The sequence below is a fragment of the Nonomuraea sp. NPDC059007 genome, from assembly GCF_042740555.1.
GTDB lineage: Bacteria > Actinomycetota > Actinomycetes > Streptosporangiales > Streptosporangiaceae > Nonomuraea.
Genome location: NZ_JBHYJD010000015.1, coordinates 171,777 through 195,400, shown reverse-complemented (window position 1 = coordinate 195,400; position 23,624 = coordinate 171,777). Strand labels below are relative to the sequence as shown.

At 70.5% G+C, this 23,624-nt stretch carries 24 protein-coding genes; 16 read left to right on the top strand and 8 right to left on the bottom strand.

Translation table 11 applies throughout. The features are described 5' to 3' along the window. The first annotated feature begins 3 nt into the window (after positions 1 to 3). On the top strand, positions 4 to 2,268 hold the full coding sequence (locus ACFWY5_RS25810) for a DPP IV N-terminal domain-containing protein (protein WP_379634865.1): 2,265 nt from the start codon (positions 4 to 6) through the stop codon (positions 2,266 to 2,268). Positions 2,269 to 2,566: 298 nt separating this feature from the next. Here ACFWY5_RS25810 and ACFWY5_RS25805 read toward each other — a convergent pair whose 3' ends face one another. From ACFWY5_RS25805 to ACFWY5_RS25785, 5 genes are all read right to left on the bottom strand, one after another. Next, positions 2,567 to 2,734, bottom strand: coding sequence for a hypothetical protein (locus ACFWY5_RS25805; RefSeq protein ID WP_379634863.1), 168 nt, complete (start codon positions 2,732 to 2,734; stop codon positions 2,567 to 2,569). Positions 2,735 to 2,939: 205 nt separating this feature from the next. Then, entirely contained in the window at positions 2,940 to 4,112 is a 1,173-nt protein-coding gene (locus tag ACFWY5_RS25800; RefSeq protein ID WP_379634861.1) for a cytochrome P450, read from the bottom strand. After that, complete coding sequence (locus ACFWY5_RS25795; RefSeq protein WP_379619210.1) at positions 4,109 to 5,257, bottom strand: NAD(P)/FAD-dependent oxidoreductase; 1,149 nt, start codon at positions 5,255 to 5,257, stop codon at positions 4,109 to 4,111. The genes ACFWY5_RS25800 and ACFWY5_RS25795 overlap by 4 nt, the downstream gene beginning before the upstream one ends. Then, entirely contained in the window at positions 5,254 to 5,448 is a 195-nt protein-coding gene (locus ACFWY5_RS25790) for a ferredoxin (protein ID WP_379634859.1), read from the bottom strand. The genes ACFWY5_RS25795 and ACFWY5_RS25790 overlap by 4 nt, the downstream gene beginning before the upstream one ends. 19 nt (positions 5,449 to 5,467) lie before the next feature. Then, positions 5,468 to 6,967, bottom strand: a complete 1,500-nt coding sequence (locus tag ACFWY5_RS25785) for an MFS transporter (protein ID WP_379634857.1) — start codon at positions 6,965 to 6,967, stop codon at positions 5,468 to 5,470. Positions 6,968 to 7,091: 124 nt separating this feature from the next. Here ACFWY5_RS25785 and ACFWY5_RS25780 point away from each other — a divergent pair, with 124 nt between their 5' ends. The 7 genes from ACFWY5_RS25780 (at position 7,092) to ACFWY5_RS25750 (ending at position 12,801) form a co-directional block, all read left to right on the top strand. Next, positions 7,092 to 7,862, top strand: a complete 771-nt coding sequence (locus tag ACFWY5_RS25780) for a TetR/AcrR family transcriptional regulator C-terminal domain-containing protein (protein ID WP_379634855.1) — start codon at positions 7,092 to 7,094, stop codon at positions 7,860 to 7,862. A gap of 343 nt (positions 7,863 to 8,205) precedes the next feature. Beyond that, the gene (locus tag ACFWY5_RS25775; RefSeq protein ID WP_379634854.1) at positions 8,206 to 8,787 is read left to right on the top strand and encodes a helix-turn-helix domain-containing protein; all 582 of its coding nucleotides are present in this window, start codon (positions 8,206 to 8,208) and stop codon (positions 8,785 to 8,787) included. Then, entirely contained in the window at positions 8,787 to 9,236 is a 450-nt protein-coding gene (locus tag ACFWY5_RS25770) for a HEPN domain-containing protein (protein ID WP_379619221.1), read from the top strand. The genes ACFWY5_RS25775 and ACFWY5_RS25770 overlap by 1 nt, the downstream gene beginning before the upstream one ends. Positions 9,237 to 9,252: 16 nt before the next feature. Continuing rightward, entirely contained in the window at positions 9,253 to 9,507 is a 255-nt protein-coding gene (locus tag ACFWY5_RS25765; RefSeq protein ID WP_379634852.1) for an AAA family ATPase, read from the top strand. Between the two features lie 49 nt (positions 9,508 to 9,556). After that, a complete protein-coding gene (locus ACFWY5_RS25760) occupies positions 9,557 to 11,020 on the top strand; it encodes an APC family permease (protein WP_379634850.1) in 1,464 nt (487 codons plus the stop codon). 10 nt (positions 11,021 to 11,030) lie between these two features. Next, entirely contained in the window at positions 11,031 to 11,468 is a 438-nt protein-coding gene (locus tag ACFWY5_RS25755; RefSeq protein WP_379634849.1) for a hypothetical protein, read from the top strand. Positions 11,469 to 11,472: 4 nt separating this feature from the next. Continuing rightward, on the top strand, positions 11,473 to 12,801 hold the full coding sequence (locus tag ACFWY5_RS25750) for a dipeptidase (protein WP_379634847.1): 1,329 nt from the start codon (positions 11,473 to 11,475) through the stop codon (positions 12,799 to 12,801). Here the strand turns inward: ACFWY5_RS25750 and ACFWY5_RS25745 are convergent. Together ACFWY5_RS25745 and ACFWY5_RS25740 are read right to left on the bottom strand one after the other, a co-directional pair. Then, on the bottom strand, positions 12,798 to 13,559 hold the full coding sequence (locus ACFWY5_RS25745) for a sulfite exporter TauE/SafE family protein (RefSeq protein WP_379634845.1): 762 nt from the start codon (positions 13,557 to 13,559) through the stop codon (positions 12,798 to 12,800). The genes ACFWY5_RS25750 and ACFWY5_RS25745 overlap by 4 nt on opposite strands. 9 nt (positions 13,560 to 13,568) lie before the next feature. Next, a complete protein-coding gene (locus ACFWY5_RS25740) occupies positions 13,569 to 14,102 on the bottom strand; it encodes a hypothetical protein (RefSeq protein ID WP_379634843.1) in 534 nt (177 codons plus the stop codon). A gap of 18 nt (positions 14,103 to 14,120) precedes the next feature. Between ACFWY5_RS25740 and ACFWY5_RS25735 the strand changes: the two genes are divergently transcribed. Further along, the gene (locus ACFWY5_RS25735) at positions 14,121 to 14,873 is read left to right on the top strand and encodes an SDR family oxidoreductase (protein ID WP_379619235.1); all 753 of its coding nucleotides are present in this window, start codon (positions 14,121 to 14,123) and stop codon (positions 14,871 to 14,873) included. A gap of 2 nt (positions 14,874 to 14,875) precedes the next feature. Here the strand turns inward: ACFWY5_RS25735 and ACFWY5_RS25730 are convergent, their stop codons facing one another. Next, positions 14,876 to 15,757, bottom strand: coding sequence for a hypothetical protein (locus ACFWY5_RS25730; RefSeq protein ID WP_379619237.1), 882 nt, complete (start codon positions 15,755 to 15,757; stop codon positions 14,876 to 14,878). A gap of 172 nt (positions 15,758 to 15,929) precedes the next feature. Between ACFWY5_RS25730 and ACFWY5_RS25725 the strand changes: the two genes are divergently transcribed. Genes ACFWY5_RS25725 through ACFWY5_RS25695 form a run of 7 tightly spaced genes read left to right on the top strand, consistent with a single transcriptional unit; the run spans position 15,930 to position 22,895 of the window. Beyond that, the gene (locus ACFWY5_RS25725) at positions 15,930 to 16,871 is read left to right on the top strand and encodes a GNAT family N-acetyltransferase (protein WP_379634841.1); all 942 of its coding nucleotides are present in this window, start codon (positions 15,930 to 15,932) and stop codon (positions 16,869 to 16,871) included. Continuing rightward, on the top strand, positions 16,868 to 17,560 hold the full coding sequence (locus ACFWY5_RS25720; protein WP_379619241.1) for a PIG-L deacetylase family protein: 693 nt from the start codon (positions 16,868 to 16,870) through the stop codon (positions 17,558 to 17,560). The genes ACFWY5_RS25725 and ACFWY5_RS25720 overlap by 4 nt, the downstream gene beginning before the upstream one ends. After that, positions 17,560 to 19,161, top strand: a complete 1,602-nt coding sequence (locus ACFWY5_RS25715; protein ID WP_379634839.1) for an ABC transporter substrate-binding protein — start codon at positions 17,560 to 17,562, stop codon at positions 19,159 to 19,161. Before ACFWY5_RS25720 ends, ACFWY5_RS25715 begins: the two co-directional genes overlap by 1 nt. Beyond that, on the top strand, positions 19,158 to 20,129 hold the full coding sequence (locus ACFWY5_RS25710) for an ABC transporter permease (protein WP_379619245.1): 972 nt from the start codon (positions 19,158 to 19,160) through the stop codon (positions 20,127 to 20,129). Before ACFWY5_RS25715 ends, ACFWY5_RS25710 begins: the two co-directional genes overlap by 4 nt. Next, complete coding sequence (locus ACFWY5_RS25705) at positions 20,126 to 20,953, top strand: ABC transporter permease (RefSeq protein WP_379634837.1); 828 nt, start codon at positions 20,126 to 20,128, stop codon at positions 20,951 to 20,953. The genes ACFWY5_RS25710 and ACFWY5_RS25705 overlap by 4 nt, the downstream gene beginning before the upstream one ends. Then, positions 20,950 to 21,921 (top strand): ABC transporter ATP-binding protein, encoded by a 972-nt coding sequence (locus tag ACFWY5_RS25700; protein ID WP_379634835.1) that lies wholly within the window; start codon positions 20,950 to 20,952, stop codon positions 21,919 to 21,921. Before ACFWY5_RS25705 ends, ACFWY5_RS25700 begins: the two co-directional genes overlap by 4 nt. Then, positions 21,918 to 22,895: an ABC transporter ATP-binding protein gene (locus ACFWY5_RS25695; RefSeq protein WP_379619251.1), complete on the top strand. Its 978-nt coding sequence runs from the start codon at positions 21,918 to 21,920 to the stop codon at positions 22,893 to 22,895. Before ACFWY5_RS25700 ends, ACFWY5_RS25695 begins: the two co-directional genes overlap by 4 nt. The last annotated feature ends 729 nt before the right edge of the window (positions 22,896 to 23,624 follow it).

The window sequence follows — 23,624 nt, the reverse complement described above, 5'->3', positions numbered from 1 at the left end:
ACGATGGACGCAACCCGGTACCAAGCGGCCGAGCGCCTGCTCCGGCACAACCGAGCGGCCCTGGTACGCGGCGACAAGATCAACCCGCAGTGGGACGGCGCCCGCTTCTGGTACACCGTGGACGCCCGCGAGGGCAGGCGCTTCATTCTCGTCGATCCCGTCGCCGGATCCCGCGAGCCCGCCTTCGACCATGACCGCCTGGCAGTCGCGCTGGCGGCCGCCACCGGGCAGGAGGTGAACCCGGGCGCGCTGCCGTTCTCCGCCATCGCGCTGAGCCAGGACGCGGTCGGATTCTTCGCCTTCGGCTCCTTCTGGAGCTGCCGCCTGGACACCTACACCTGTACGCCCGCGGCCCCGGCCACCGTCCACGGCCCCGGTTTCCTCGAAGTGCCCTCGCCGGACGGCAAGCTGGTGGCGTTCCTGCGCGGTCACGACCTGTGGGCGCGCTCGGTGGCCGACGGCCGGGAGTGGCCCCTGACGATCGACGGCCGGGAGGATGAGGAGTACGGCGCCACGCCGTTCGCGCCCTCGGTGCTGCCGAACAAGCTGGGGTTGCGCGGCTACCTGCCGCCCGCCCTCGCCTGGTCGCCCGACTCGACGCGCGTGCTGACGCACCGCACCGACCAGCGCGCGGTCCGCCGTACCCAGATCATGGAGGAACTGCCGGCCGACGGCGGCGCCCCGCGGCCGATCACCCAGCGCTACGCCTACCCCGGTGACGCCCACATGTCGCAGGGGGAGTTCGTGGTGATCGACGCGGCGACCTGCCACGTCGTCAAGGCCCGCACCGCCCCGGAACCCATGCCGCTGCAGTCGCCGATCGCCTCCGGCTGGGCCTGGTGGGCCGAAGACGGCTCGGCCGTGTACTACCTGAGCCAGCCCCGCGACCTGCGTTCCCTGCACCTGAACCGGCTCGACCCGGCGACCGGGGAAGTACGCAGGGTGCTGAGCGAGAGCGGCTCGACCCGCGTCGAACCGACCCAGACGGGGACGGAGCCGATCATCGCTGTCCTGTCCGGCGGATCACAGGTGTTGTGGTACTCCCAGCGCGACGGCTGGGGCCACCTTTACCTGTACGACGCGCGCACCGGCACACCCATCAGGCAGGTCACCTCGGGCGCCTGGGCGGTGCAGAGCATCCTGCACATCGACGAACCGGCAGGCGTGCTCTACTTCACCGCGGCCGGCCTGGTCGCCGAGGACCCCTACCGCCATTCCGTGTGCCGGATCAACCTCGACGGCACCGGCTTCGCCCGCATCACCGACGACGGCCTGCACCACGTCGTCACCCTCGCCCCTGGCAAGGACTGCTTCATCGACTCGGCCTCCACGGTCGAGCTGCCTGCGGTGACCACCGTGCGCGGATGGGACGGCCGGGTGCTGGTCGAACTGGAGCGGGCCGACATCACCCCGCTGCTCGCGACCGGCTGGACCCCTCCGCAACGCTTCCGGGCCACCGCCGCCGACGGCGTCACCGACGTCTACGGGGTCATCTACCGGCCGCACGACTTCGACCCCGGCCGCCGATACCCGGTCATCGACCACGTCTACCCCGGCCCGCAGACCACCCGCGTCTCGCCCGCCTTCCACCCGGGGATCCTCGGTCAGGAAGCCGAGGTTCTGGCCGCGCTCGGCTTCGTCGTGGTCGCCGTCGACGGGCGGGGAACCCCCGGCCGGGACAAGGCCTTCCACGATGCCTCCTACGGCAACCAGGCGGCCGCGGGCGGCATCGACGACCACGTTGCCGCCCTCCGGCAACTGGCCGCTACCCGCCCCTGGATGGACCTCGACCGCGTGGGCGTCACCGGCCACTCCGGCGGCGGATTCGCCACCGTCCGCGCCATGCTCGCCTTCCCCGACGTCTACAAGGTCGGCGTCGCCGAGTCGGGCAACCACGACACCCGCCTGTTCCACCTGCAGTTCGCGGAAGCCTACGACGGCCTGGACCCGGCCGCCTGGGCCCGTTCATCGAACGTGGAGCTGGCCGACCGGCTCGACGGCAAGCTCCTGCTCATCCACGGCGGCGTGGACGACGACCTCCACGCCCACCACTCGCTACGGCTCGCCGAACGCCTCATCGCCGCCGACAAGGACGTCGAACTCCTCATCGTCCCCGGAGCGGAGCATTTCTTCATCGGCTACGAACACCACGTCAACCGGCGTAAGTGGGACTTCCTCCTCCGCAACCTCATGGGAGTCGAACCGCCGCGGCACCGCCTCACACCGGTCGCACCCAGCATGGACCTGATCGTCAGCCTGTTCAGCTGAACCCGCTCGCCTCCTCCGGCCACACCACGGTCGTGTCCCTCGCTCGCTACACGCCGACAGCGACCGGCGCGCGTCGATCCAGCTGACCGCGTACCGGGCAGCCTCTGCACCGTCCTTGCCGCCGCATATCCAACGCCAGCGGCGCCTTCCGCGCACCCACGGCGCAATGGAGCGGAATCCGGCGTTGGCCACGTCCGGACGAGCGAATCGGGGCCGCTGACCAGTGGAACCGTGCCAGGTGCCTGTTTCTCATCCTGGATGGCGATCTACGACCACCGCAAAGACCTCCATTGCCGGGTCAGGAAGCCGCCAGTGAGACGAGGATGGCCAGCGAGCCCGCCGTCGTGAGGAGAAAGCGGGTCGTGACCAGGGGCCGGAACCAGCCGGGGAAGGTTTCCTTGGCTGCCCCCATCAGGGCCTTGGCGTCGACGGTTGTGGTGCCGGACTTGCGGAGGGCACGCTCCACGTAGCGGTCGACGAAAACCTGGGTGGTGGTGACGAAGCCGCCGGCGATCAGCAGGTAACGTCGATTTGATCAAAGTTCAACTCGGGCTGGGGCGGGCGCGTGCTGACCAAGGAGCGCCGCGTTCACGTGACGATCTGGCGGGGCCAGGACGCCACCCGGTTCTGACCCGGATGGCGTCCAGCAGGTGCGGCCGGCCAGGGTTTCTCTAGAAGGTGACCGGTAGTTCGCGTACGCCGTAGATATGGGAGTCGGTGCGCATCGGCACCTGTTCCGGCGCCACGGCCAGGCGCAGATGGGGGAAGCGGGTGACCAGCGCGGGAAGGGCGACGCGCAGTTCGACGCGGGCCAGTTGCTGGCCGATGCACTGGTGGATGCCGTGGGCGAAGCCCAGGTGCCCGGTGGCGTTGCGGTTCAGGTCAAGGGTGTCGGGGTCGGGGAACCTGGACGGGTCGCGGTTGGCGGCGTTGGCCGACAGGACCACCGTCTCGCCGGCCTTGATCAGGTGGCCGTCCACCTCGACGTCCTCCAGCGCCGTGCGGATCCCGGTGTGGGCGATGGTCAGGTAGCGCATCAGCTCCTCCACCGCCGGGCCGGCCAGGTCCGGCTTCTCGCGCAACGCGGCGAGCTGGCCGGGATGTCGCAGCAGGGCGAAGGTGCCGAGGGCGATCATGTTGGCGGTGGTGTCCAGACCTGCGCCCAGCAGCAGTGTTCCGACGCCGGCGAGCTCCTCATCTGATAGGTCGGTGCCGGTCAGGTCGCTGAGCACGTCGTCGGTCGGATGGGCCCGCTTGGCCGTCACGAGGTCGCCGATGTACTCGGCGAGCGCGGCGAACGCGGTGAACTGGACCTCTGGGGTTGAGGCGGCGATGCCGTCGGCCGCGTGCCTGCGGAAGTTCTCGCGATCCTCGTACGGCACGCCGAGCAGTTCACAGATCATGACCGCGGGGATCGGCTGCGCGTAGGCCTTGAGCAGGTCGAGTGGCGGGCCCTGCCGTTGCATGGCGTCCAGGTGCTCCGCGGTGACCTCCTCGACGCGTCCGGTGAGCTGCCGCATCCGGCGCACGGTGAACTGACCGGTCAGCAGCTTGCGCAGCCGGGTGTGCCCGGGGGCGTCCATCCCGGACAGGTCCCCGACCGGCGCGGGCGGCATCGGGCCGGTCCCGGCGGGGACCAGCGGGTGATGCTGCAGCTCATACCGGGAGGAGAAGCGCGGGTCGGCGAGCACCTGCCGGACCAGGGCGTAGCTGGTGACCAGCCAGCCCTGGTGACCGTCGGCGAAGGCCAGCCGGGTGATCGGCCGCTGCTCACGCAGCTCGGCCAGCTCCACGGGGGGATCGAACGGGCATCCCGCGGGACGCTCGTGGGGAAACTCCGTCATGTCATGCTCCTTGTCGCAGGGGTGATGGGTCGCCAGGCGGCGCGCAGGGTGCGGAGCTCGCGCGGGCTGTTCCAGCCGAGCAGCCCGACCGTGTGGCCGTGGCGGCGGTAGGCGACGACGAACCGGTCGCCGGTGAGTTCTCCGTGTTCGAGGGTGATCTCGGCGTCGGCCGGGAGGATCCCGTACGCCTGGATCTTGGTGGTGAACTGATCGCTCCAGAAGTAGGGGATCGGAGCGTAGGGGCGGTCGGCGCCGAGCAGGTTGCGGGCGACGGCGGCCGCGTGTTCGGCGGCGTTGAGGCGGTGTTCGAGCCGCATCCGGGTGCCGAACGCCGGGTTGTGCCAGCTGGCGACGTCGCCGGCGGCGTATACGGCGGGTGCGGCGCGGCCGCGGTCGTCGCACTCGATGCCGTCGCCGAGCGGGAGCCCGGAGCCGGCCAGCCACGCGGTCGCGGGAGTGCAGCCGATGGCCGCGACGACGAGGTCGGCCTGGACGAACCCGCCGTCGTGTGTTTCCACGCCGTCCGGTGCCACGCGCCGCACGTTCGTGGTGGTGCGCACGATGACACCGTGTTCCCGGTGCAGGCGGGCGACGCGGGCGCCGAGCCGGGAACCGAGCTGGCGGGCCATCGGCTGGGGAGCCGGGTCGATCAACGTGACGTCGCAGCCGAGGGTACGGGCGGTGGCGGCGACCTCCGCGCCGAGGAAGCCGGCGCCGATCACTGCCAGGCGGGGCAGGTGCCGCAGGGCGGTGCGCAGCCGTACCGCGTCGTCCACGGTGCGCAGCACGTGCACGTGGGGCCAGGGCGGGCGGCGGGGACAGACACCGGTGGCGATGATCAGGCCGTCGTAGCCGAGGCGCTCGTCGTCCAGGACGACGGCCTTGCCGGGCAGGTCCACGGCGGTGGCCGCTCGTCCCAGCCGCAGGTGTACGCCGAGGTCGGCGTAGTGGCCGGTGTCGAAAGGCTGGATCCGCTCTGGTTCCCAGGTGCCCGCGAGTACCTGTTTGGACAGCGGCGGCCGGTCGTAGGGCAGGTGCGGTTCGGCGCCCACCAGGGTCAGGTGCCCCTCGAACCCCTCGCGCCGCAGTGTCTGGGCGGCGGTGAGCCCGGCGATGGAGGCGCCGACGATCACGATCCGGTTCATTCGGTGATCCTGATCGCCATGGCCGGGCAGACCTGGGCCGCCTCGCGGGTCGCCTCCTGGAACTCGGGTGCGGGCTGTGGCCGCAGGAGTACGACGAGGCCGTCGTCGTCGCGCTGGTCGAAGACGTCAGGCGCGAGCAGGACGCACTGGCCGGCGCCGATGCAGGCGGGAGTGTCCACGTCAACATGCATGACTGGGTTTCCTTTGGCTTCAGTGACGGGTGCCGGCGACGATGTCCGGCGCGGCCCGCAGGCCCTTGCGGTCGCGGATGAGCAGGAAGGCCAGGGCGGCTCCGGCCACCGCGAGGACGCCTCCGGCGATGGAGGTGATGGACATCGCGGTGGTGAACGCGGTTCTGGCGGTCTCGGCCAGGGCGGCGTCGGTGGTGCGGGCGGCCACGCCGAGTGCGTCGCTGATCGAGCGCCGCGCGTGCTCGGTGGCGGTGGCGGGCATGGCCGCGGTGAACGCCGAGGCCAGCACGCTCCCCAGCACGGCCACGCCGAGTGCGCCGCCGGCCTGCTGCATGGTGTCGTTGAGCGCCGATCCGACGCCGGCGTGCTCGTGCGGTACCGCGCCCATCAGCGCCGCCACGGCCGCCGGCTGAGCCAGCCCGGTTCCCACGCCGAACAGGACCAGGGCCGTGACCACGCTCCCGTAGCCGTCGCCGGGCGAGGTGATGGCCAGGAAGGCGAAGCCGGCGGCCAGCACCGCGATCCCGATGACGGCCAGGGGCCGGTTGCCGATCCGGTTGCCGAGCGCGCCGCCGACGGCGTTGGCGGCGATGGTGGCCAGCGCCATGGGAGCGATCGCCAGGCCGGCCTGGGCCGGTGTGTAGCCGAGGACGAACTGCAGGTACTGCGGTAGCGCCAGCAGCAGTCCCGACGTGCCCACCTGGACCAGGACCAGGGCCAGGCTGCCGCCGGTGAAGTTGCGGTCGCGAAAGAGCGCGAGAGGCACCGTCGGGTACGGCGCGCGTGCCTGCCAGAGCACGAACGCGACCATGGCCACCGTGCCCACCCCGAACGCGGTGAGGACGAGCGGATGGGCGAAGCCGTACCGGGGAAGCTCGATGATCGCCCAGACGAGCGCGCTCATCCCGAGCGCCGACAGCACCACGCCGGGCGGGTCGGCCTTGCGCGCGGGGGCTTTGGACTCCGGCATCCACGCCAGCGCCGCGATGATCGCCACGACGGCGATCGGGACGTTGATCAGGAACACCGACCCCCACCAGAACGTGGAGATCAGCACACCGCCCAGCACCGGTCCGCCGATCACGCCGAGCATCAGGGCCGAGCTCCAGAGGGAGGTCGCCCTGCGCCGCTCGTCGTCGTCGAAGACGGTGATGAGGATCGACAGCGTGCTGGGCATGACCAGCGCGCCGCCGAGGCCCATCAGGATCCGGCCGATGATCAGCTGGCCGGGACTCGCCGCGTAGGTGGCCAGCGCCGAGGCGGCTCCGAAGACCACCAGTCCGATGATCATGACGCGGCGTCGGCCGTAGCGGTCGGACAGGCTGCCGGCGGTCAGCAGCAGTCCGGCGAAGACCAGGATGTAGGACGCGGTGATCCATTGGATGTCCTGAGCGGTGGCGCCGAGGTCGCGGGTGAGTGACGGGATCGCCACCGTCAGCACCCCATTGTCGACGACCAGGACCAGCGTGCACAGGCATAGCACCGTCAAGATCAGCCAGCGTCGGGGATGGCGTTCCATTCCCTCCACCTCCTCTTTGAACGTCGTATGAAGCTTTTAACGCTGTTAAAATTGGTAACAACGTACACGAGATCTGACGTTGTTCAAACAGGGGGCTATGCTGAGCCGTGACGAAGGAGGTCGTATGTCAGGCGATGAGCAGGCGCTCGCCTCGGTGTGGACCCGCCCGGCCCGCACGAAGCGGGCACGGCCCGAGCTGAGCCGCGAGCAGATCGTGTCCGAGGCGATCCGGCTGCTCGACGAGGAGGGCATCGACGCGCTGACGATGCGGCGGCTCGGCAGCCGGCTCGGCGCCGTCGCCCCGGCGCTCTACTACCACGTGAGCAGCAAGGACGAACTCCTCGAGCTGATCGTGGACCAGATCTACGGCGAGATCGAGGTAGCCGGGGAATCGGCCGATTGGCGGGGCGGCGCCGTCCGCACCGCGCGCAGCCTGCGCTCGGTGATCTTGCGCCATCCGTGGTTCGGCTCGGTGATCGGCGAGGCGGGCCTGGTCTTCCTCGGCCCGAACATGATGCGCGCCTCGGAGGACATCCTCACCCTGTTCGAACGCGGCGGTTTCACCCTGGAGCAGGCCGACCACGCGCTCAACACGCTGATCGCCTACGTGCTCGGGTCGGCGATCAGCGAAGCCGCGTACCTGACGATGCTGGCCCGCAGCGGGCAGTCCGAGCGCGACCTGGTCGAGCAGGTATGGCCGGCGGCCGAGAAGGCGGCGCAGCCGTACCCGCGCCTTTCCAAGCTGTACGCCATCCAGCACCGAAAGAACCCGCACGGCACCAGCGAGGCGGACTTCGACCGCCGGCTCGACCTGTTCCTGGACGGCCTGCAGACCTGGCTCAGCCCCGCGAACAGCGCGTCGTTCGAGTCCGCCCAAATGACAGCAGAATCATGAGGTCCTGACGTGGAGCGAGGCGGAATCGGGCGCTGATCTGGTGAGGAATTCGTTCGCCCGGGGCCGGGACTTTCGCACTCGGCGGTGATCGGGTTATCTGAAGCCGGGTCTTGCCTGTCAGGTTCGTCGCCCCTCGGGGGTGTCCGAGCTGACTGCGATCCCGGCGCCATCCGTGGCGGGGGACATCGAAGAGGTGGACGGTGACGCGATGATGGTGACTGCGGCACATGCCGCGTCGGCCCGGGTGCGCAGGTCGCGGATTAGGTCTGCGCCGAGGCGAGCTTCGCATCCGTCGTGGGCGAGCTGGGTGACACTACGCATAGATGGGTGATAACTTTCATCTATGCGTAGTGAGTCGCCTCCTCTGCTGCCGATCTTCCGGTCGCGGCATCAGGCGGAGCTGCTCACCCTGCTCTACCTTCACCCCGACCGCGAGTTCACGGTCACCGAGCTCGCCGAGAAGGTCGGGGTTCCGCTGACCACGATGCAGCGGGAAGTGGGGCGGCTGCTGGAGGCCGAACTGCTCCGTGGCCGCAAGGTCGGGCGCGCGCATCTCATTCGGGCCATGGTGCCGGGCCGCTATGCCCGGCCGCTCACCGAGCTCCTGACGCTGGCGTTCGGGCCGCACCTTCTCGTCGAGCGGGAATTCGCCGGGCTTCCGGGGGTGGACGCGGTGGCCATCTTCGGGTCCTGGGCGAGCCGGTATCTCGGTGAGCCGGGTCCGCCGCCGAACGACATCGATGTCCTGGTCGTGGGCGGGCCTTCCCGGGCTGATGTTTATGAGGCCGCCGAGCGGGTGGAGGGCGGGCTGGGGATTGCGGTCAATCCGGTTCTCGTGACCCGTGAACGCTGGGCGAAGGCCGCTGATCCGCTGGTCGGCCAGGTACGGGCTTCGCCGCTGGTCTGGGTTCGGGAGCCGGAGTGATGCGCTGGAGCCAAGGGGAGGCGGTGGTGGAGCGGCTTCTCGCGGAGGGGCGGCTTCAGAAGGTCACGGGTTCGGCCGCGGACGGCACCGAATGGGTGGAACGCGCCCGGCGCACCCTGAGAACGGCCCACGGGATCGGCGACGACCCCGACAGCGCCTTCATCCTCTCCTATGACGCGGCCCGGCACGCCTGCACGGCCGTGCTGGCGCACCAGGGCCTCCGGCCCACCACCGCGGGCGGGCACTACGTGGTGGAGGAAGTGCTGCGGGCCCAGTTCGGCCACGCCTTCAGGGACTTCGGCGCGCTACGGCGCCGCCGCAACGAGATCGAATATCCGGTACGGCCCGGCGACGACGTAGGACAGGACGAGGCCGAGGCGGCGACCGCCGCGGCGGAACGGCTGATCGACGCGGCGCGCAAGCTTCTGCCCAACCTGTCCCTCTTCTGATTCGATGTGGGGTTCGATGCGGGCTTCGATGCCGGGAGGAGAGACGAAAGCGCTGCTGATCGTGTTGTGCGGGCTGCCGGGTTCGGGAAAGACGACGCTCGCCAGGCGGCTGGCCGCCGAACTGCCCGCGGTTCGCCTGTGTCCGGATGAATGGCTGGCGAAGCTGGGCGTCGATCTTTATGACGAGGGCGCCCGGGAGCGTCTTGAGGGCCAGTTCGAGGCACCCTATCCAGGCGAACGCGCTCTGTTCGACGCGCCGCGGAGCCCGTAGGCGTTTGATTACCCATTGTGATGGCTATGTCACGGTGGGGGGTAGTCGAATGAGCTCTGTCGATGTTCCGGGGGATTCGGGAGCGGTGCCGAAGGCGGCGGTAGCGGCCAAGCCCGCCACCGCGTGGATCTCGTGGGTCGCGCTGGCGTTCATGATCACGAGCTCGGTCGCCAGCCTGCGCTCCGCGCCCAGCATGGCCGTGTACGGCCTGGCGGCGATCTTTCTCTACGTGGTCCCTGCGATCGTGTTCCTGCTGCCCACGGCCATGGTCTCGGCCGAGCTCGCCTCCGGCTGGACCGGCGGGGTCTACAACTGGGTCAGCCAGGGACTGTCGAAGCCCCTGGGGTTCCTGGCCGTGTGGTGCCAGTTCGCGATGACGATCTTCTACTATCCGACGCTGCTCGCCTTCGTGGCCAGCACCTTCGCGTACGTCATCAACCCCGAACTGGCCGGTAGCGGGCTCTACACGGCGATCGTGATCGTGGTCGTCTACTGGGCGGGCGTCTGGGTCTCCAGCCAGGGGACGAAGACCGTGGCCGGGTTGTCCAGCGCGGGGCTGGTGATCGGCACGCTCGTCCCCGGGACGGTGCTGATCCTGCTCGGGATGGTCTTCCTCGGCCAGGGCAACCCGTCGGCCGCGCCCATGGACGCGGCGCACATCCTGCCGCCGTGGGCGGGGATCGCCAGCCTGGTGCTGATCGTCAACAACTTCCTGTCGTACTCGGGCATGGAGATGAACGCGGTCCACGTCTCCAGCCTCAAGAACCCGGCCAGGGACTTCCCGCGGTCGATGTTCCTCGCGGCCGGGCTGGTGCTGGTGATCTTCATTCTGCCCGCGCTGGCGATCAGCTGGGTGGTCCCGGCCGGCAGCACCAGCCTCACCGCCGGGGTGATGCAGGCGTTCGACACCATGTTCGCCCACTTCAGCGTGCAATGGCTGACGCCGGTCTTCGGGCTGATGATCATCGCGGCGTCGCTGGGCGGCATGCTCACCTGGCTGGCCGGGCCGTCCAAGGGCGTGCTGATGATCAGCCGCGAGGAGGGCTGGCTGCCGCCGTCGCTGCAGAAGCTCAACAAGCACGGCATCCAGCAGAACATCCTCGTCGCCCAGGGCGTCGTCACGACGGTCATCGCGCTCCTGTATGCCTTCATCCCGGACGTCTCCAGCGCCTACTGGATCCTGTCGGTGATCACCACGCAGATCTACCTGATCGTCTATCTGCTGATGTTCGTGGCGGCGGTACGGCTGCGCAAAACCCAGCCCGACCACCCGCGCGGCTTCCGCGCCCCGGCCCTGGGCCTGCTCTGCGTGGTCGGCTTCCTGGCCTCGGCCGCCGCGATGATCATCGGCTTCGTGCCGCCGTCGCAGTTCGGCTCCGGGAACCCGCTGGTCTACGTCCTGATCGTCGGCGGTGGGCTGATCCTGGTCGGGCTGGCGGTGCCGTACGTGCTCATCAAGCTCAGCAGGCCGTCCTGGCGTGACCCCGAGCGGGCCGCCGCAAAGGACGAGTGAGGGGAACGTCATGGGGGCACACGCGCGCGTCACCGACGGGCAGCGGCGCAGCCGGTGGATCACCTACACCGCGACCGGTCTGCTCGTGGTGGTGGTGCTGATCATCATGGCCATCATGTGGGGCACCCGCACGGCCAACGCCACGGCCACCGCGCAGAGCAAGGCCAAGCAGCTCAACGAGCAGCTCGTCGCGGCGGGGCTGAGCCCGGTCGATCCCGACGTCCTGACCAAGGCGCTGGGCACCAAGGGCGGTCAGCTGTGCGCCGACCCCGCCGGTACGGTCGCCAAGGTCGCCGCGCTCACCAACGGCGCCGCCGGGCCGGGGCAGCGGCCGATCATCGCCGAGCGGCGCCTGATCGAGGGGGCGGGGCTGGCGGTGAAGGTGTACTGCCCGGACAAGCAGGAACAGTTCGCCCAGGCGCTGGCCGGGCTCCACCTCGAAAGGTGATCCGATGGAGTTGCGTGAGCGCGTCGCCGCGCTGATGCCGCGGGCGAAGAAGGATCTGGCCGAGCTGGTGGCGTTCCGGTCGGTGGCCGACGCGCGGCAGTTCCCGCCCGAGGAGTGCGAGAAGGCCGCTCAGTGGGTGCTGGACGCCTTCGCCCAGGTCGGGTTCGGCGGCCTGCGCCTGGTCGAGACCGCCGACGGCAGCAAGGCCGTGTACGGCGAGCGCCCCGGCCCGCCCGGCGCCAAGACCGTGCTGCTGTACGCCCACTACGACGTCCAGCCGCCCCTGGACGAGGACGCCTGGAACAGCCCGGTCTGGGAGCTGACCGAGCGCGACGGCCGCTGGTACGGCAGGGGCGCAGCCGACTGCAAGGGCAACATCCTCATGCACCTGACCGCGCTGCGCGCCCTCGGCGACGACGTGCCGGTCGGCCTGAAGCTCATCGTCGAGGGCTCGGAGGAGCAGGGGACCGGCGGGCTGGAGGACTTCGTCCCCAAGAACGCCGACCTGCTGCGCGCCGACGCCATCCTGGTCTGCGACACCGGCGGCGCCGCCGTCGGCCGGCCCGCGCTCACCGTCAGCCTGCGCGGCCTGGCCAACGTGGTCGTCTCGGTCGAGGCGCTCAGCAGCGAGATGCACTCCGGCATGTTCGGCGGCGCCGCCCCCGACGCGCTGGCGGCGCTCATCCACATGCTCTCGTCCCTGCGCGACGCCCAGGGCAACACGACCGTCGACGGCCTGGACAACACCCAGACGTGGAGCGGCGCGCCGTACCCCGCAGGTCAGTTCGCCGCCGACGCGCACGTCCTGAACGGCGAGACGCCGCTCGGCGACGGGACCGTCTCGGACATGCTGTGGGCACGGCCCGCGCTGACCGTGCTCGGCATCGACTGCCCGCCCGTGGTCGGCTCGGCCTCGGCCATCCAGCCGCACGCCAGGGCCCGGCTCAACCTGCGCGTGCCGCCCGGTATGGACGCGGTGCGGGCCCAGGACGCGCTGATCGCGCACCTGGAGGCGGCCGCTCCGTGGGGCGTGCACGTGACGGTGGAGCGGGAGGCGTCTGGCCAGCCGTTCCTGGCCGAGACCGGCGGGCCCGCCTACACCGCGCTGCGCGGCGCGATGAAGGACGCCTACGGGGTCGAGTCCGTCAGCCTCGGCCAGGGCGGATCCATCCCGCTGTGCAACGTCTTCCGCGACACCTACCCGGACGCGGAGATCATCCTCATGGGCGTGGAAGAGCCGCTCACGCTCATGCACGCGCCCAACGAGAGCGTGGACCCGCACGAGATCGCCCGCATGGCCCTCACCGAGGCGCTGTTCCTGCAGAGGTACTAGGCGCGTGCCAGCAACTGGACCAGCGCCACGGTGCCGACCGCCACGACCAGGGTCCGCAGCACCGCGGGGCTGAGCCGGCGGCCCAGCGCCGACCCCGCCCGGCCGCCGATCGCGGAACCCGCCGCCAGCAGCCCCACCGCGGTCCAGTCGAAGTCGGCGGCGACGAGGAAGAAGAGCGCGGCCACGGTGTTGACCACGGCGACCAGGACGTTCCTGAGGGCGTTGAGCCGCCGCATGTCCTCGTCGAGGAGCATGCCCATCAGGGCCATGTAGATGATCCCCTGGGCGGCGGCGAAGTAGCCGCCGTACACGCTGGCCAGCGTCAGTCCCGTCAGCAGCACCGGGCCGCCGTCGGGGTCGGCGCTTCGCCCGCGGCGGCGCCGTACCGCCTTGGCGATCCAGGGCTGCAGGACGATCAGTACGAGCGCGAGGCCCACCAGAACGGGCACGATCGTCTCGAACGCGGCGGCCGGCAGCACCAGCAGGAGCGCCGCCCCGGTGACGCCGCCCACCAGCGCGCCCACGCTCATCCGCAGGATGCGCCGCCGTTGCCCGCGCAACTCCGCGCGGTAGCCGATGGCGCCGCTGATCGAGCCGGGGATCAGGCCGAGCGCGTTGGAGACCGTGGCGGTGACCGGGGGCAGACCGGTGGCCAGCAGGACCGGAAACGTGATCAGTGTCCCGGAGCCGACGACGGTGTTGATGGCTCCCGCCCCGGCACCGGCACTGAACACGGCCAGCATTTCCCCAAATGTCACATGAGCAGCTTAGGAACCGGACACTTCCCCCGCGGTCGAACGATGGAGGCAGATGCAGTTGCGGTCGTTCTGGGGCGGGTCGATGACCTGGGCGGACAGCGGGACGAGGAGCTCTTCCATGGTGCGGGCGGCGGTCACCGCCGACTCGGTGACCGAATAGATGTCGGTGGCGTCGTGGACGCTGATCGTGAGGGTGGTGGCCGTCGCCCAGACGTGGGCCGGGTGGCCGGCCAAGGTGACCCAGCCGGGCTGGTCCAGGCCGGGGTGGCCGGGGATCGGGCTGGGGAACCTGGCGTACTCCTGGACGGTGTAGCCCTGGCCGGGTACGGCCTGCGGGGCGCCGGGCGGGATGTGCTTGACCGGCAGGCCCAGCGCGGTCAGGATCCCGGCCGGGTCTTCGGTGCGCAAAGCGGCCAGCAGGCGGTCGCCGTCGTTGGAGTGGCCGCCGTAGGCGCGGCAGAAGTGGAAGTACGCCAGGCTGTTCGCCCACGCGTGCAGCTGCTCGGGAGTGTGGGTCTCGTAGAGGTACTCGTCCCAGGTCATGATGGTAGTTTGCCGGGCATGGTCGAGGCATCCAAGGTCGCCGTCGTCACCGGGGCGGGGTCCGGGATCGGGCGGGCCGTCGCCAGAGGACTGCGCGGGGCCGGCTACGCGGTCGCGGTCGCGGGGCGGCGGGAGGAGACGCTGCGGGAGACCGCGGGCCCACCGGACGCGGGCGGGTGGCTGGTCGTTCCCGCCGACGTGCGGGACGAGGGGTCGGTGGCGGCGCTGTTCGGGGCCGTGCGTGAGCGGTTCGGGCGGGTCGACCTGCTGTTCAACAACGCCGGCACGGGTACGCCTCCGGTGCCCGTGGACGAGCTCGACGTCGAGCAGTGGCGTACCGCGGTGGACACCAACCTCACCGGCTCCTTCCTGTGCGCCAGGGAGGCGTTCGGGATCATGCGGCGGCAGGATCCGCGGGGCGGGCGGATCATCAACAACGGGTCGATCTCGGCCCACGCGCCGCGGCCGTTCAGCGCGCCCTACACCGCCACCAAGCATGCGATCACCGGGCTGACCAAGGCGTTGTCGCTCGACGGCCGGCCGTACGACATCGTGTGCTCGCAGATCGACATCGGCAACGCCGCCACCGAGATGACGGAGAGGATGGCGCAGGGCGTGCTGCAGGCGGACGGGACGACGGCGCCCGAGCCGCGCATGGACGTGGAGCACGTGGTGAGCGCCGTCCTCTACATGGCGGGGCTGCCGTTGGCGGCGAACGTGCAGTTCATGACCGTGATGGCGACCACGATGCCGTTCGTCGGCCGGGGCTGAGGTCACGCGCTCTCGAGAGCCCTTCTGAGCGCCGGTTCGAAGTGGATGAGCGGCAGGTCGTGACCGGGCTGGCCGATGAGGATGGTGGCGATCTTCCCTTCGGCGAAGGCGAGCGCGTGCTCGTAGGCGCCCGCGGCCGACACGATCGCGCGGGCGCGCGACGGGCCGCGCGCCTCGGCGAAGAAGACGAGGACGCCGTCGTCGACGCCCGACTGCTCCCCGCGCAGATAGGCGACGCCGGCCAGCTTCTTGGTGAGCTTCTCACGGTCGTCCACCCAGACGGCGGGCAGGTCGCTGCCGACCGTGACCTCGCCGACCAGGTATCCGGCGTTCTCCAGCTCGACGGCCATGGCGATGCCGGCCGCGGCCAGGTCGGCGTCGGGCGAGTACGGCTCGTGCTCGGTGCCGAGCAGGACGAGGCCGCCGGGCGTCTGCCAGGGCACGTAACCCCAGTCGGCGCTGATGTCGACGCGCTGGCTCGTGGAGCGCACCAGCACCTCGCCGGTCTCGGGGTTGGCGTGCTCGGCGGCGGCCGCGGCCAGGGCGGGGGCGTCCAGGCCGAGGCGCTGGGCGGCCCAGGTGACGAGGTTGGCGGCCCAGGTTCCGTCGCGCCAGTCGACGCGTTTCAGGTCGAGGGTGGCCAGGGCGGCGTAGGCGTACCGCACGTGGGTGGGGTCGGCGGTTCTGGCCGCGGCGAGGGTGCAGCGGCGGGCGAAGGTGATGAGGACGTAGAAGTCGTCCAGGCTGAGCCGGGCGGAGGTGAGGCCGGTGTCGAGTGCGGCGCGGATCGCGGCGTCGCACGGGGAGTCGGTCCAGCGCCAGAGCTGGTGGGCGCGGAAGTCGTAGCCGGGGGTTCCCAGGATGTCAGGTTCGTCTGGGTCCATACACCTGACGCTAGACGCCTCGGCACCGCGTATGTCGGTTGTCATGCCTAATCAGTCGGGCAACGTTCCATACTTACCGGAGGCGAAGGAAAGTTTCTAGAGGTTCGGCACAGAGAAAATTTCTTCCCGAACTTATTGACCAGAGCGCTTACCAGTCGGAAAGCTCTTGTTCATGACGGTCACAGTCCGCGCGTTCGTCGCGGGGGATGAGCCCTCACTGATCGACTGCTGGAACCAGAGCCTGCCCGCCGACCCGACGACCGCGACGTGGTTTCGCGACTGCGTCCTGCTCGACCCCAACTTCGACCCCGACGGGCTGCGCGTCGCCGTCGCGGACGGCCGGGTGGTGGGCTGCGCCTACGCGGTACGCCGCCGGACGCCCCTCGCGCCCGGCACCGACCTGGAGCCGGAGACCGGGTGGATCCCGTTCTTCTTCGTGGCCCCCGGCCACCGGGGCTCCGGGCTCGGCCGGCGGTTGCTCGGCGAGGCGCTCGCGTTCCTGCGCGATCAGGGGCGCACCCGCGTCGACTTCGCCTCCTACACCCCCAACTACGTCCTGCCCGGCGTTGACGCCGAGCTCTATCCGCGGGCGTTCGCGCTGCTCGGCGCGATGGGCTTCACCACGCTGTACTCGCCGGTCGCGATGGACCGCACGCTCGTCGGCTACGCGACCCCGCCCGAGGTGCACGCCCTGCGCGAGAAGCGCGAGAGCGAGGGGTACGGCTTCCGCCACCCCACCGCCGGCGAGCTGCCCGAGCTGATCCGCTTCGCGGCCGACGTCTTCAACCCCGACTGGGGCGAGGCGATCCGCCACCACAGATCCGTCGAACGCATGATTATCGCGAAATATCAGGAAAAGGTGGTGGGCTTCGCGCTCTATGCGGCGTATCGCGGCATCCCCGAGCGCTTCGGGCCCTTCGGCGTCGACCCGGGCGAACGCGGCACCGGCCTCGGCAAGATCCTGCTCCACCTCACGATGACCGCCAAGCGCGCCGAGGGCCTGCACTCCTCGTGGTTCCTGTGGACCGGCGAGGCCAGCCCGGCCGGCGTGCTCTACACCAAGGCGGGCTACGAGGTGACCAGGCGTTTCCACGTCATGAGGTGGAGCGCGTGAACATCCTGGCCATCGGCGCGCATGCCGGCGACATGGATCTGACGGCGGGAGCCGTACTCGCGCAGCATGTCCTTGAGGGGCACGAGGCGACGCTCCTGCACCTCACGCTCGGCGAGCGCGGTCACCCGCGGATGTCCGTGCCCGACTACGCCGCGCAGAAGCGCGAGGAGGCGCAGGCGTTCGCGGCCGCGATCGGCGCGCGGGCCAGGTTCCTCGACTACGAGGACGGGCTGCTGCCCGAGGACGAGGACGTCAAGATGCGCGTCGGCGACCTGATCAGGGAGCTGAAGCCGGACGTGCTCCTCACCCACTGGAGCGCCTCGATCCACAAGGACCACGCCCGCACCCACCGCGTGGTCGAGGACGCCCGCTTCTACGGCGGGCTGAAGACGCTGGAGCGCGACCTGCCCGCGCACTGGGCCGGGCAGCTCTACTACGCCGACAACTGGGAGGACGCCGAGGGCTTCCGCCCCGACGTGTTCGTCGAGATCGCCGAGGAGGCCTACGAGATCTGGTCGCGGGCGATCACCGGCTACGCCTACGCCCGCGGGGAGACCTACGGCTTCCCGTACGTCGACTACTACCGGGCGCTCACGATCGTGCGGGGCGCGCCGGCCGGATTCCGCCGGGCGCAGGCGTTCGCCGCCCCGGTGGGATCCCGCGATCTGCGGGTGAGAGGAACCTTCTGATGAAACGTTTAACGATCATCGCCGTCGTATTGGTGCTCGCCGGTTGTTCGGGCGGGGGAGGGCAGAAGGAGCCGGGCGCGGCGGCGCCGCCGCTGGTCGTGCACGCGATCGACTCGGGCACCTTCCAGGAGAACTTCAACCCGTTCCACCTGGAGGGCGTCAACTTCGGCACCACCGGGATGATCTACGAGACGCTCGAGTACTTCAACAAGCTCAAACCGGGCGAGACCAAGCCGTGGCTGGCGCTGAGCCACGCGTGGAGCAACGACGGCAAGACGCTCACCTTCACCCTCCGCCAGGGCGTGAAGTGGACCGACGGCAAGCCGTTCACCGCCGACGACGTGGTCTTCACCTTCGAGACGATGATCAAGCACCCGGAGCTCAACAAGAGTGCCGTGGAGCTGGCCGGCGCCAAGGCGCTCGCCCCGGACAAGGTTCAGCTCGACTTCAAGTCGACCTCCTACGCCAAGCTCTTCAACATCTCGGGCAGCACGGCGATCGTGCCGAAGCACCTGTTCGAGAAGGAGAACGCGGTCACCTTCACCAACCCCAAGCCGGTGGGCACCGGGCCGTACAAGCTGGCGAAGTTCTCCGCCCAGCTCTACGAAATGACGAAAAATCCGGACTACTGGCAGCCGGGCAAGCCCGTCGTCCCCACCGTCAGGTTCCCCGCCTACACCGCCAACGCCGTCCAGACCGGGCTGCAGCAGGGCGAGATCGACTGGGCCGGGGCGTTCGTCCCCGACATCGACAAGATCTACGTCCAGGGCAAGCCCGAGATCAACAAGTACTACTTCCCGCCCGAGGGCGTGGTCGCCCTCCTGCCGAACCTGACCCACCCCGTCCTGTCCAAGCCCGAGGTACGGCAGGCCATCAGCCTGGCCATCGACCGCGACAAGATCGTCAAGGTGGCCGAGCGCGGCTACACCAAGGTCGCCCACCCCACCGGCATCCCCATCCCCGGCGGCGAGGCGTTCCTGCCGCCCGCCTACAAGGACGCCGCCTACAAGGTCGACATCGCGAAGGCCAAGGAACTGCTCAAGGGCGTCGACCCGGCCCAGCTGAAGTTCCAGCTGCTGGTGCCCTCGCCGTTCACCGACTGGGTCAACGCCGCCCAGCTCATCCGCGAGGACCTGGCCAAGGTCGGCATCACCGTCGAGACCCGCGGTGTCGCCTTCCAGGACTGGGTCTCCAAGGTGGGCAAGGGCAGCTACGACCTGTCGATCCGGGCCACGCCGGCCGGGGCCTCGCCGTACTTCCAGATGCGCTCGCTGCTGTTCAGCGAGCTGGCCAAGCCCGTCGGCACCTCCGCCACCGGCAACTACCAGCGCTGGAAGGACGCGGCCAGCGACAAGCTCATCCACGACTACGCCGCCACCGACGACCTGGCCGCGCAGCAGAAGGCGGCGCAGGGACTCGGCACGATCATGGTGGAGAAGCAGCCGGTGCTGCCGCTGTTCTACAGCCCGGCCTGGGCGCAGTTCCGCACCAGCAAGTACGTCGGCTGGCCCTCCGAGCAGGACCCGTACGCGATGCCCTCGCCGTACACCTCGCCCGACGCCGCCGTGGTGCTGCTCAACCTGAGGCCAGCGGGCACGTGAGGTTCCTGGCCAGGCGGCTCGGGTTCTACCTGCTCACGGCCTGGGCCGCCGTCACGCTCAACTTCCTGATCCCCCGGCTGATGCCGGGGGACCCGGTCGACCTGCTGGTGGCCAGGCTCAAGGGCAACGTGGACCCGGCCGCCGTCGAGGCGATGAAGAAGGCGTTCGGGATCAGCGACGCGGGGCTCTGGACGCAGTACGTGGACTACCTGGGCAACCTCTTCCGCGGGGAACTCGGGCGCTCGATCACGTTCTTTCCCACCGAGGTCTCCACCGTCATCGCCGACAGCCTGCCCTGGACGATCGGCCTGGTCGGCGTGGCCACGCTGATCAGCTACGTCGTCGGCACCTCGCTCGGCGTGCTCATGGCGTGGAAGCGCGGCACCTGGCTGGACGGGGTGCTGCCCGCCGCGACCTTCCTGCACGCGGTGCCGTACTTCTGGGTCGCGCTCGTGCTGGTCTTCGTCTTCGGCTCGACGCTGCAGTGGTTCCCGGGCTCGCGCGCCTACGGGCTGGAGGTGACGCCCGGCTTCACCGGCGACTTCCTGGCCAGCGTGGCCTACCACGCGACGCTGCCGGCGGTCACGATCGTCGTCGCCTCGATGGCCGACCGCATCCTGGGCATGCGCAACGTCATGGTCACCACGCTCGGCGAGGACTACGTCGTGATGGCCGAGGCCAAGGGGCTGACCAGCCGCCGCGTCATGTGGGCCTACGCCGCGCGCAACGCGATCCTGCCCAACATCACCAGCTTCGCCCTCTCGCTCGGCTTCGTGGTGGGCGGATCCGTCCTGACGGAGATCGTCTTCTCCTATCCGGGCATCGGCTCCATGCTGCTGAAGGGCGTGGAGAACGAGGACTTCCCGCTCATGCAGGGCATCTTTCTCGTGATCTCGCTGGCCGTACTGGTCGCGAACCTCCTGGCCGACCTGGCCTACGTCCTCCTCGACCCAAGGACGCGCCAATGAAGATCCGCATAGGCGCCGGCATCCTCGTCTTCTTCGCGCTGATGGCGCTCGCCGGGCCGCTGCTGATCTCGGCCGACCCGGCCGCGACCAGCGACGCGGGCCTGCAGAGCCCCTCTTCAGCGCACTGGCTCGGGACGACCCAGACCGGTCAGGACATCCTCACGCAGATCGTGTACGGCTCGCGCGTCTCGCTCGGCGTCGGCGTGCTGTCGGCGGTCATCGCCACCGCCTTCGCCATCGCCGTGGGCCTGGTCGGCGGCTACTTCGGCGGCGCCGTCGACGAGGTGCTGTCGGTGCTGACCAACATCTTCCTCGTGCTCCCGGCGCTGCCGCTGATCATCGTGCTCGCCGGGTACCTGCCCCAGCGCGGGGTCACCTCGGTCGCGGTGGTCATCGCCGTGACCGGATGGGCCTGGGGCGCGCGGGTCCTGCGCGCCCAGACCCTGTCGGTACGGCGGCGCGACTTCGTCGAGGCGGCACGGGCCGGCGGCGAGGGCCCGATCCGGGTCATCTTCTTCGAGATCCTGCCGGTGCTGCTGCCGGTGATCGCCACGAGCTTCCTGGCGACGGTCGTGGGCGCGATCCTGGCCGAGGCCGGGCTGTCGTTCCTCGGCCTGGCGGACCTGTCCACGGTGAGCTGGGGCAGCATGCTCTACTTCGCGCAGAACGGGCAGGCGCTGCTCATCGGGGCGTGGTGGTGGTTCGTGCCACCGGGGCTCTGCATCGCGCTCATCGGGACCGGGCTGGCGCTGGTCAACTTCGGCCTGGACGAGATAGCCAACCCCCGGCTGCGTACGATCAAGGTTCGGAAGGCGCGCGCATGAACGTCCTGGAGATCCGCGACCTGGGCGTCGACTACCAGTCGAACAGCGGCGCCGTGCACGCCGTCGCCGGCGTCTCGCTCGACCTGCGGCGGGGCGAGATCCTCGGGCTGGCGGGGGAGAGCGGCAGCGGCAAGTCCACGCTCGCCCACGCGATCGGCCGCCTGCTGCGCCCGCCCGCGGCGATCACCGGCGGCACGGTGACCTACCACCGCGCCGACGGCGACGCCGTGGACGTCCTGGGCCTGCGCGGCGAGGAACTGCGCTCCTTCCGCTGGGCGGAGCTGGCCGTCGTCTTCCAGTCGGCCATGAACTCGCTCAACCCGGTCAGCACCGTGGGCGCGCAGATCGAGGACGTGCTCCGCATCCACCGGCCCACCATGAACCGGAAAACGCGCACAGAGCGGTCGGTTGAGCTGCTCCAGCGTGTCGGGATCAGCGCCGACCGGCGGCGCGGCTACCCGCACGAGCTGTCCGGCGGCATGCGCCAGCGGGCCGCGATCGCCATCGCGCTCGCGCTCAACCCCGAGATCATCATCATGGACGAGCCGACCACCGCCCTCGACGTGGTGGTGCAGCGCGACATCCTGCACGAGATCAGCGCCCTGCGCGAGGAGTACGGCTTCGCCGTCGTCTTCATCACCCACGACCTGTCGCTGCTCATGGAGATCTCCGACCGGATCGCCATCATGTACGCCGGCCGGGTCGTCGAGACCGGCTCTGCCCGCGCCCTGCACGACACGCCCCGCCACCCGTACACGCTGGGCCTGCTGCGCTCCTTCCCCCGCCTGCACGGTCCGCGCGAGGAACTGCTCGGCATCCCCGGCACCCCGCCCGACCTGCGGGCGCTGCCGCCCGGCTGCGCCTTTCACCCGCGCTGCCGCCACGCCCTGCCGGACTGCCGGGAGATCACCCCGTCCCTGCGCGACGGGGTCTCCTGCCTGCTCAACGAGGGAAAGGGGGTCCGATGAGCGAGATCGTGCTCGAAGGCCGCAACCTCACCAAACACTTCAAGGCCGCCCGCGGCCGCGGCACCGTGCACGCCGTGGACGACGTCTCCCTCACCCTCCGATCCGGTACGGCCACCGCGCTCGTCGGCGAGAGCGGCTGCGGCAAGAGCACCGTGGCCCGCCTGCTGGCCCAGGTGTACCCGCCGACGTCGGGCGAGGTGCTGCTGCACGGGCGGAAGGTGACCGGCTTCCGCGAGTACCGGCGGCAGGTGCAGCTCATCTTCCAGGACCCCTTCGCCTCCCTCAATCCCTTCCACCGGGTCCGCTACCACCTGGCCAGGCCGCTGCGCCTGCACGGCCACGCGCGCTCGGCGGCGCACGAGAAGGAGCTCGTCGCCGAGCTGCTGGAGCGGGTCAGCCTGACGCCGGTCGAGCAGTTCATGGACAAGCTGCCGCACGAACTGTCCGGCGGCCAGCGCCAGCGCGTCGCCATCGCCCGCGCGCTGGCGGTGCGGCCGATCGCGCTGATCGCCGACGAGCCGGTGTCCATGCTGGACGTGTCGATCAGGCTCGGGGTGCTGCGGCTGCTGGAGACGCTGGCGGCCGACAGCGGGCTGGCGCTGCTGTACATCACGCACGACATCGCCAGCGCCCGGTACTTCGCCGAGGACATCACCGTCATGTACGCGGGCCGGCTGATCGAGAGCGGCCCCGGCGAAGCCCTGACCCAGTCGCCCCGCCACCCCTACACCCAGCTCCTCCTCGACTCCGCGCCCGACCCCGCCCGCCACTCCGCGCCCGTCCCGAAGCGCGCCGCGCGCGGGGAGCCGCCGAGCCTCATCGCGCCGCCGGACGGCTGCCGCTTCCATCCGCGGTGCCCGGTGGCGCTGCCGGTGTGCGCGAGCGAGGTGCCCGGCCGTACGGTGCTGGGTCCGGAACGGTGGACGCACTGCTGGCAGGCTGAAGCTCGGCCCACCAGCGTTCCCGGTGGGTAGAGCGGAGCAGGCGGGCGTGCAGCCGGTGCAGCACGGTGACGTTGTGGGTGTTGACCTCCAGCTCCCCGGCCCCGGCCAGGCGCCGCAACGGACGGCCGTGGCAGACCGAGCAGCCGCACACGCCCTCGGGCAGCCGTTCCACCGGCACGAACTCCAGCAACTCCGGCACCAGCGCGCTCCTGGCCCCGCCCTTCCGCCAGCCGCCGCGGGCCTGGTGCGGCTCGGGGTACAGGTGCCGCAGCACCTCGCGGACCCCCACGGCCGCCCAGGGCGCGCCATGCGCCAGCGCCCCCAGCGCCGCGATCCCCGCCGACAACAGCGGCAGCCCCGGGGTCCGCGCGGCCGGAGGGGCGGCGTCCTCCACGACCAGGGCGACGGGCAGGCCGTAGGCGGCGATGGCGGTGGTGAGGGCGGGCAGGCCGGGGCCCAGCCAGTCGGCGTGGACGGGCAGCACCGCCACGACCTCGCCCCACTGGCTCGCCTGGTCCAGGATGGTGTGCAGCGCCTGGGTGTCGCCTCGCCCGATGTAGCCGGAGTCGGTCAGCGGTACCGTCACCCGGGCCTCGACCTGGTCGGCGATCCAGTGTGCCGACAGGCCGGCCGTACCCCTGACCCGTCCTGAGCCCGCGTACCGGCGGCGGTCGGCGAGGACCGGCGCCGTGTAGCCGCGCCTGCGCACCATGCGGACCGCCTCGTGCGCCGCCTGCCCGGTGAAGACCAGCCCCGAGT

Coding starts and splice junctions, on each gene's coding strand:
- ACFWY5_RS25755 (WP_379634849.1), top strand. CDS start 11,031: ATGGGGGCACACGCGCGCGTCACCGACGGGCAGCGGCGCAGCCGGTGG.
- ACFWY5_RS25760 (WP_379634850.1), top strand. CDS start 9,557: ATGAGCTCTGTCGATGTTCCGGGGGATTCGGGAGCGGTGCCGAAGGCG.
- ACFWY5_RS25695 (WP_379619251.1), top strand. CDS start 21,918: ATGAGCGAGATCGTGCTCGAAGGCCGCAACCTCACCAAACACTTCAAG.
- ACFWY5_RS25750 (WP_379634847.1), top strand. CDS start 11,473: ATGGAGTTGCGTGAGCGCGTCGCCGCGCTGATGCCGCGGGCGAAGAAG.
- ACFWY5_RS25810 (WP_379634865.1), top strand. CDS start 4: ATGGACGCAACCCGGTACCAAGCGGCCGAGCGCCTGCTCCGGCACAAC.
- ACFWY5_RS25740 (WP_379634843.1), bottom strand. CDS start 14,102: ATGACCTGGGACGAGTACCTCTACGAGACCCACACTCCCGAGCAGCTG.
- ACFWY5_RS25705 (WP_379634837.1), top strand. CDS start 20,126: ATGAAGATCCGCATAGGCGCCGGCATCCTCGTCTTCTTCGCGCTGATG.
- ACFWY5_RS25780 (WP_379634855.1), top strand. CDS start 7,092: ATGTCAGGCGATGAGCAGGCGCTCGCCTCGGTGTGGACCCGCCCGGCC.
- ACFWY5_RS25730 (WP_379619237.1), bottom strand. CDS start 15,757: ATGGACCCAGACGAACCTGACATCCTGGGAACCCCCGGCTACGACTTC.
- ACFWY5_RS25785 (WP_379634857.1), bottom strand. CDS start 6,967: ATGGAACGCCATCCCCGACGCTGGCTGATCTTGACGGTGCTATGCCTG.
- ACFWY5_RS25800 (WP_379634861.1), bottom strand. CDS start 4,112: ATGACGGAGTTTCCCCACGAGCGTCCCGCGGGATGCCCGTTCGATCCC.
- ACFWY5_RS25715 (WP_379634839.1), top strand. CDS start 17,560: ATGAAACGTTTAACGATCATCGCCGTCGTATTGGTGCTCGCCGGTTGT.
- ACFWY5_RS25735 (WP_379619235.1), top strand. CDS start 14,121: ATGGTCGAGGCATCCAAGGTCGCCGTCGTCACCGGGGCGGGGTCCGGG.
- ACFWY5_RS25795 (WP_379619210.1), bottom strand. CDS start 5,257: ATGAACCGGATCGTGATCGTCGGCGCCTCCATCGCCGGGCTCACCGCC.
- ACFWY5_RS25765 (WP_379634852.1), top strand. CDS start 9,253: ATGCGGGCTTCGATGCCGGGAGGAGAGACGAAAGCGCTGCTGATCGTG.
- ACFWY5_RS25725 (WP_379634841.1), top strand. CDS start 15,930: ATGACGGTCACAGTCCGCGCGTTCGTCGCGGGGGATGAGCCCTCACTG.
- ACFWY5_RS25775 (WP_379634854.1), top strand. CDS start 8,206: ATGCGTAGTGAGTCGCCTCCTCTGCTGCCGATCTTCCGGTCGCGGCAT.
- ACFWY5_RS25790 (WP_379634859.1), bottom strand. CDS start 5,448: ATGCATGTTGACGTGGACACTCCCGCCTGCATCGGCGCCGGCCAGTGC.
- ACFWY5_RS25770 (WP_379619221.1), top strand. CDS start 8,787: ATGCGCTGGAGCCAAGGGGAGGCGGTGGTGGAGCGGCTTCTCGCGGAG.
- ACFWY5_RS25700 (WP_379634835.1), top strand. CDS start 20,950: ATGAACGTCCTGGAGATCCGCGACCTGGGCGTCGACTACCAGTCGAAC.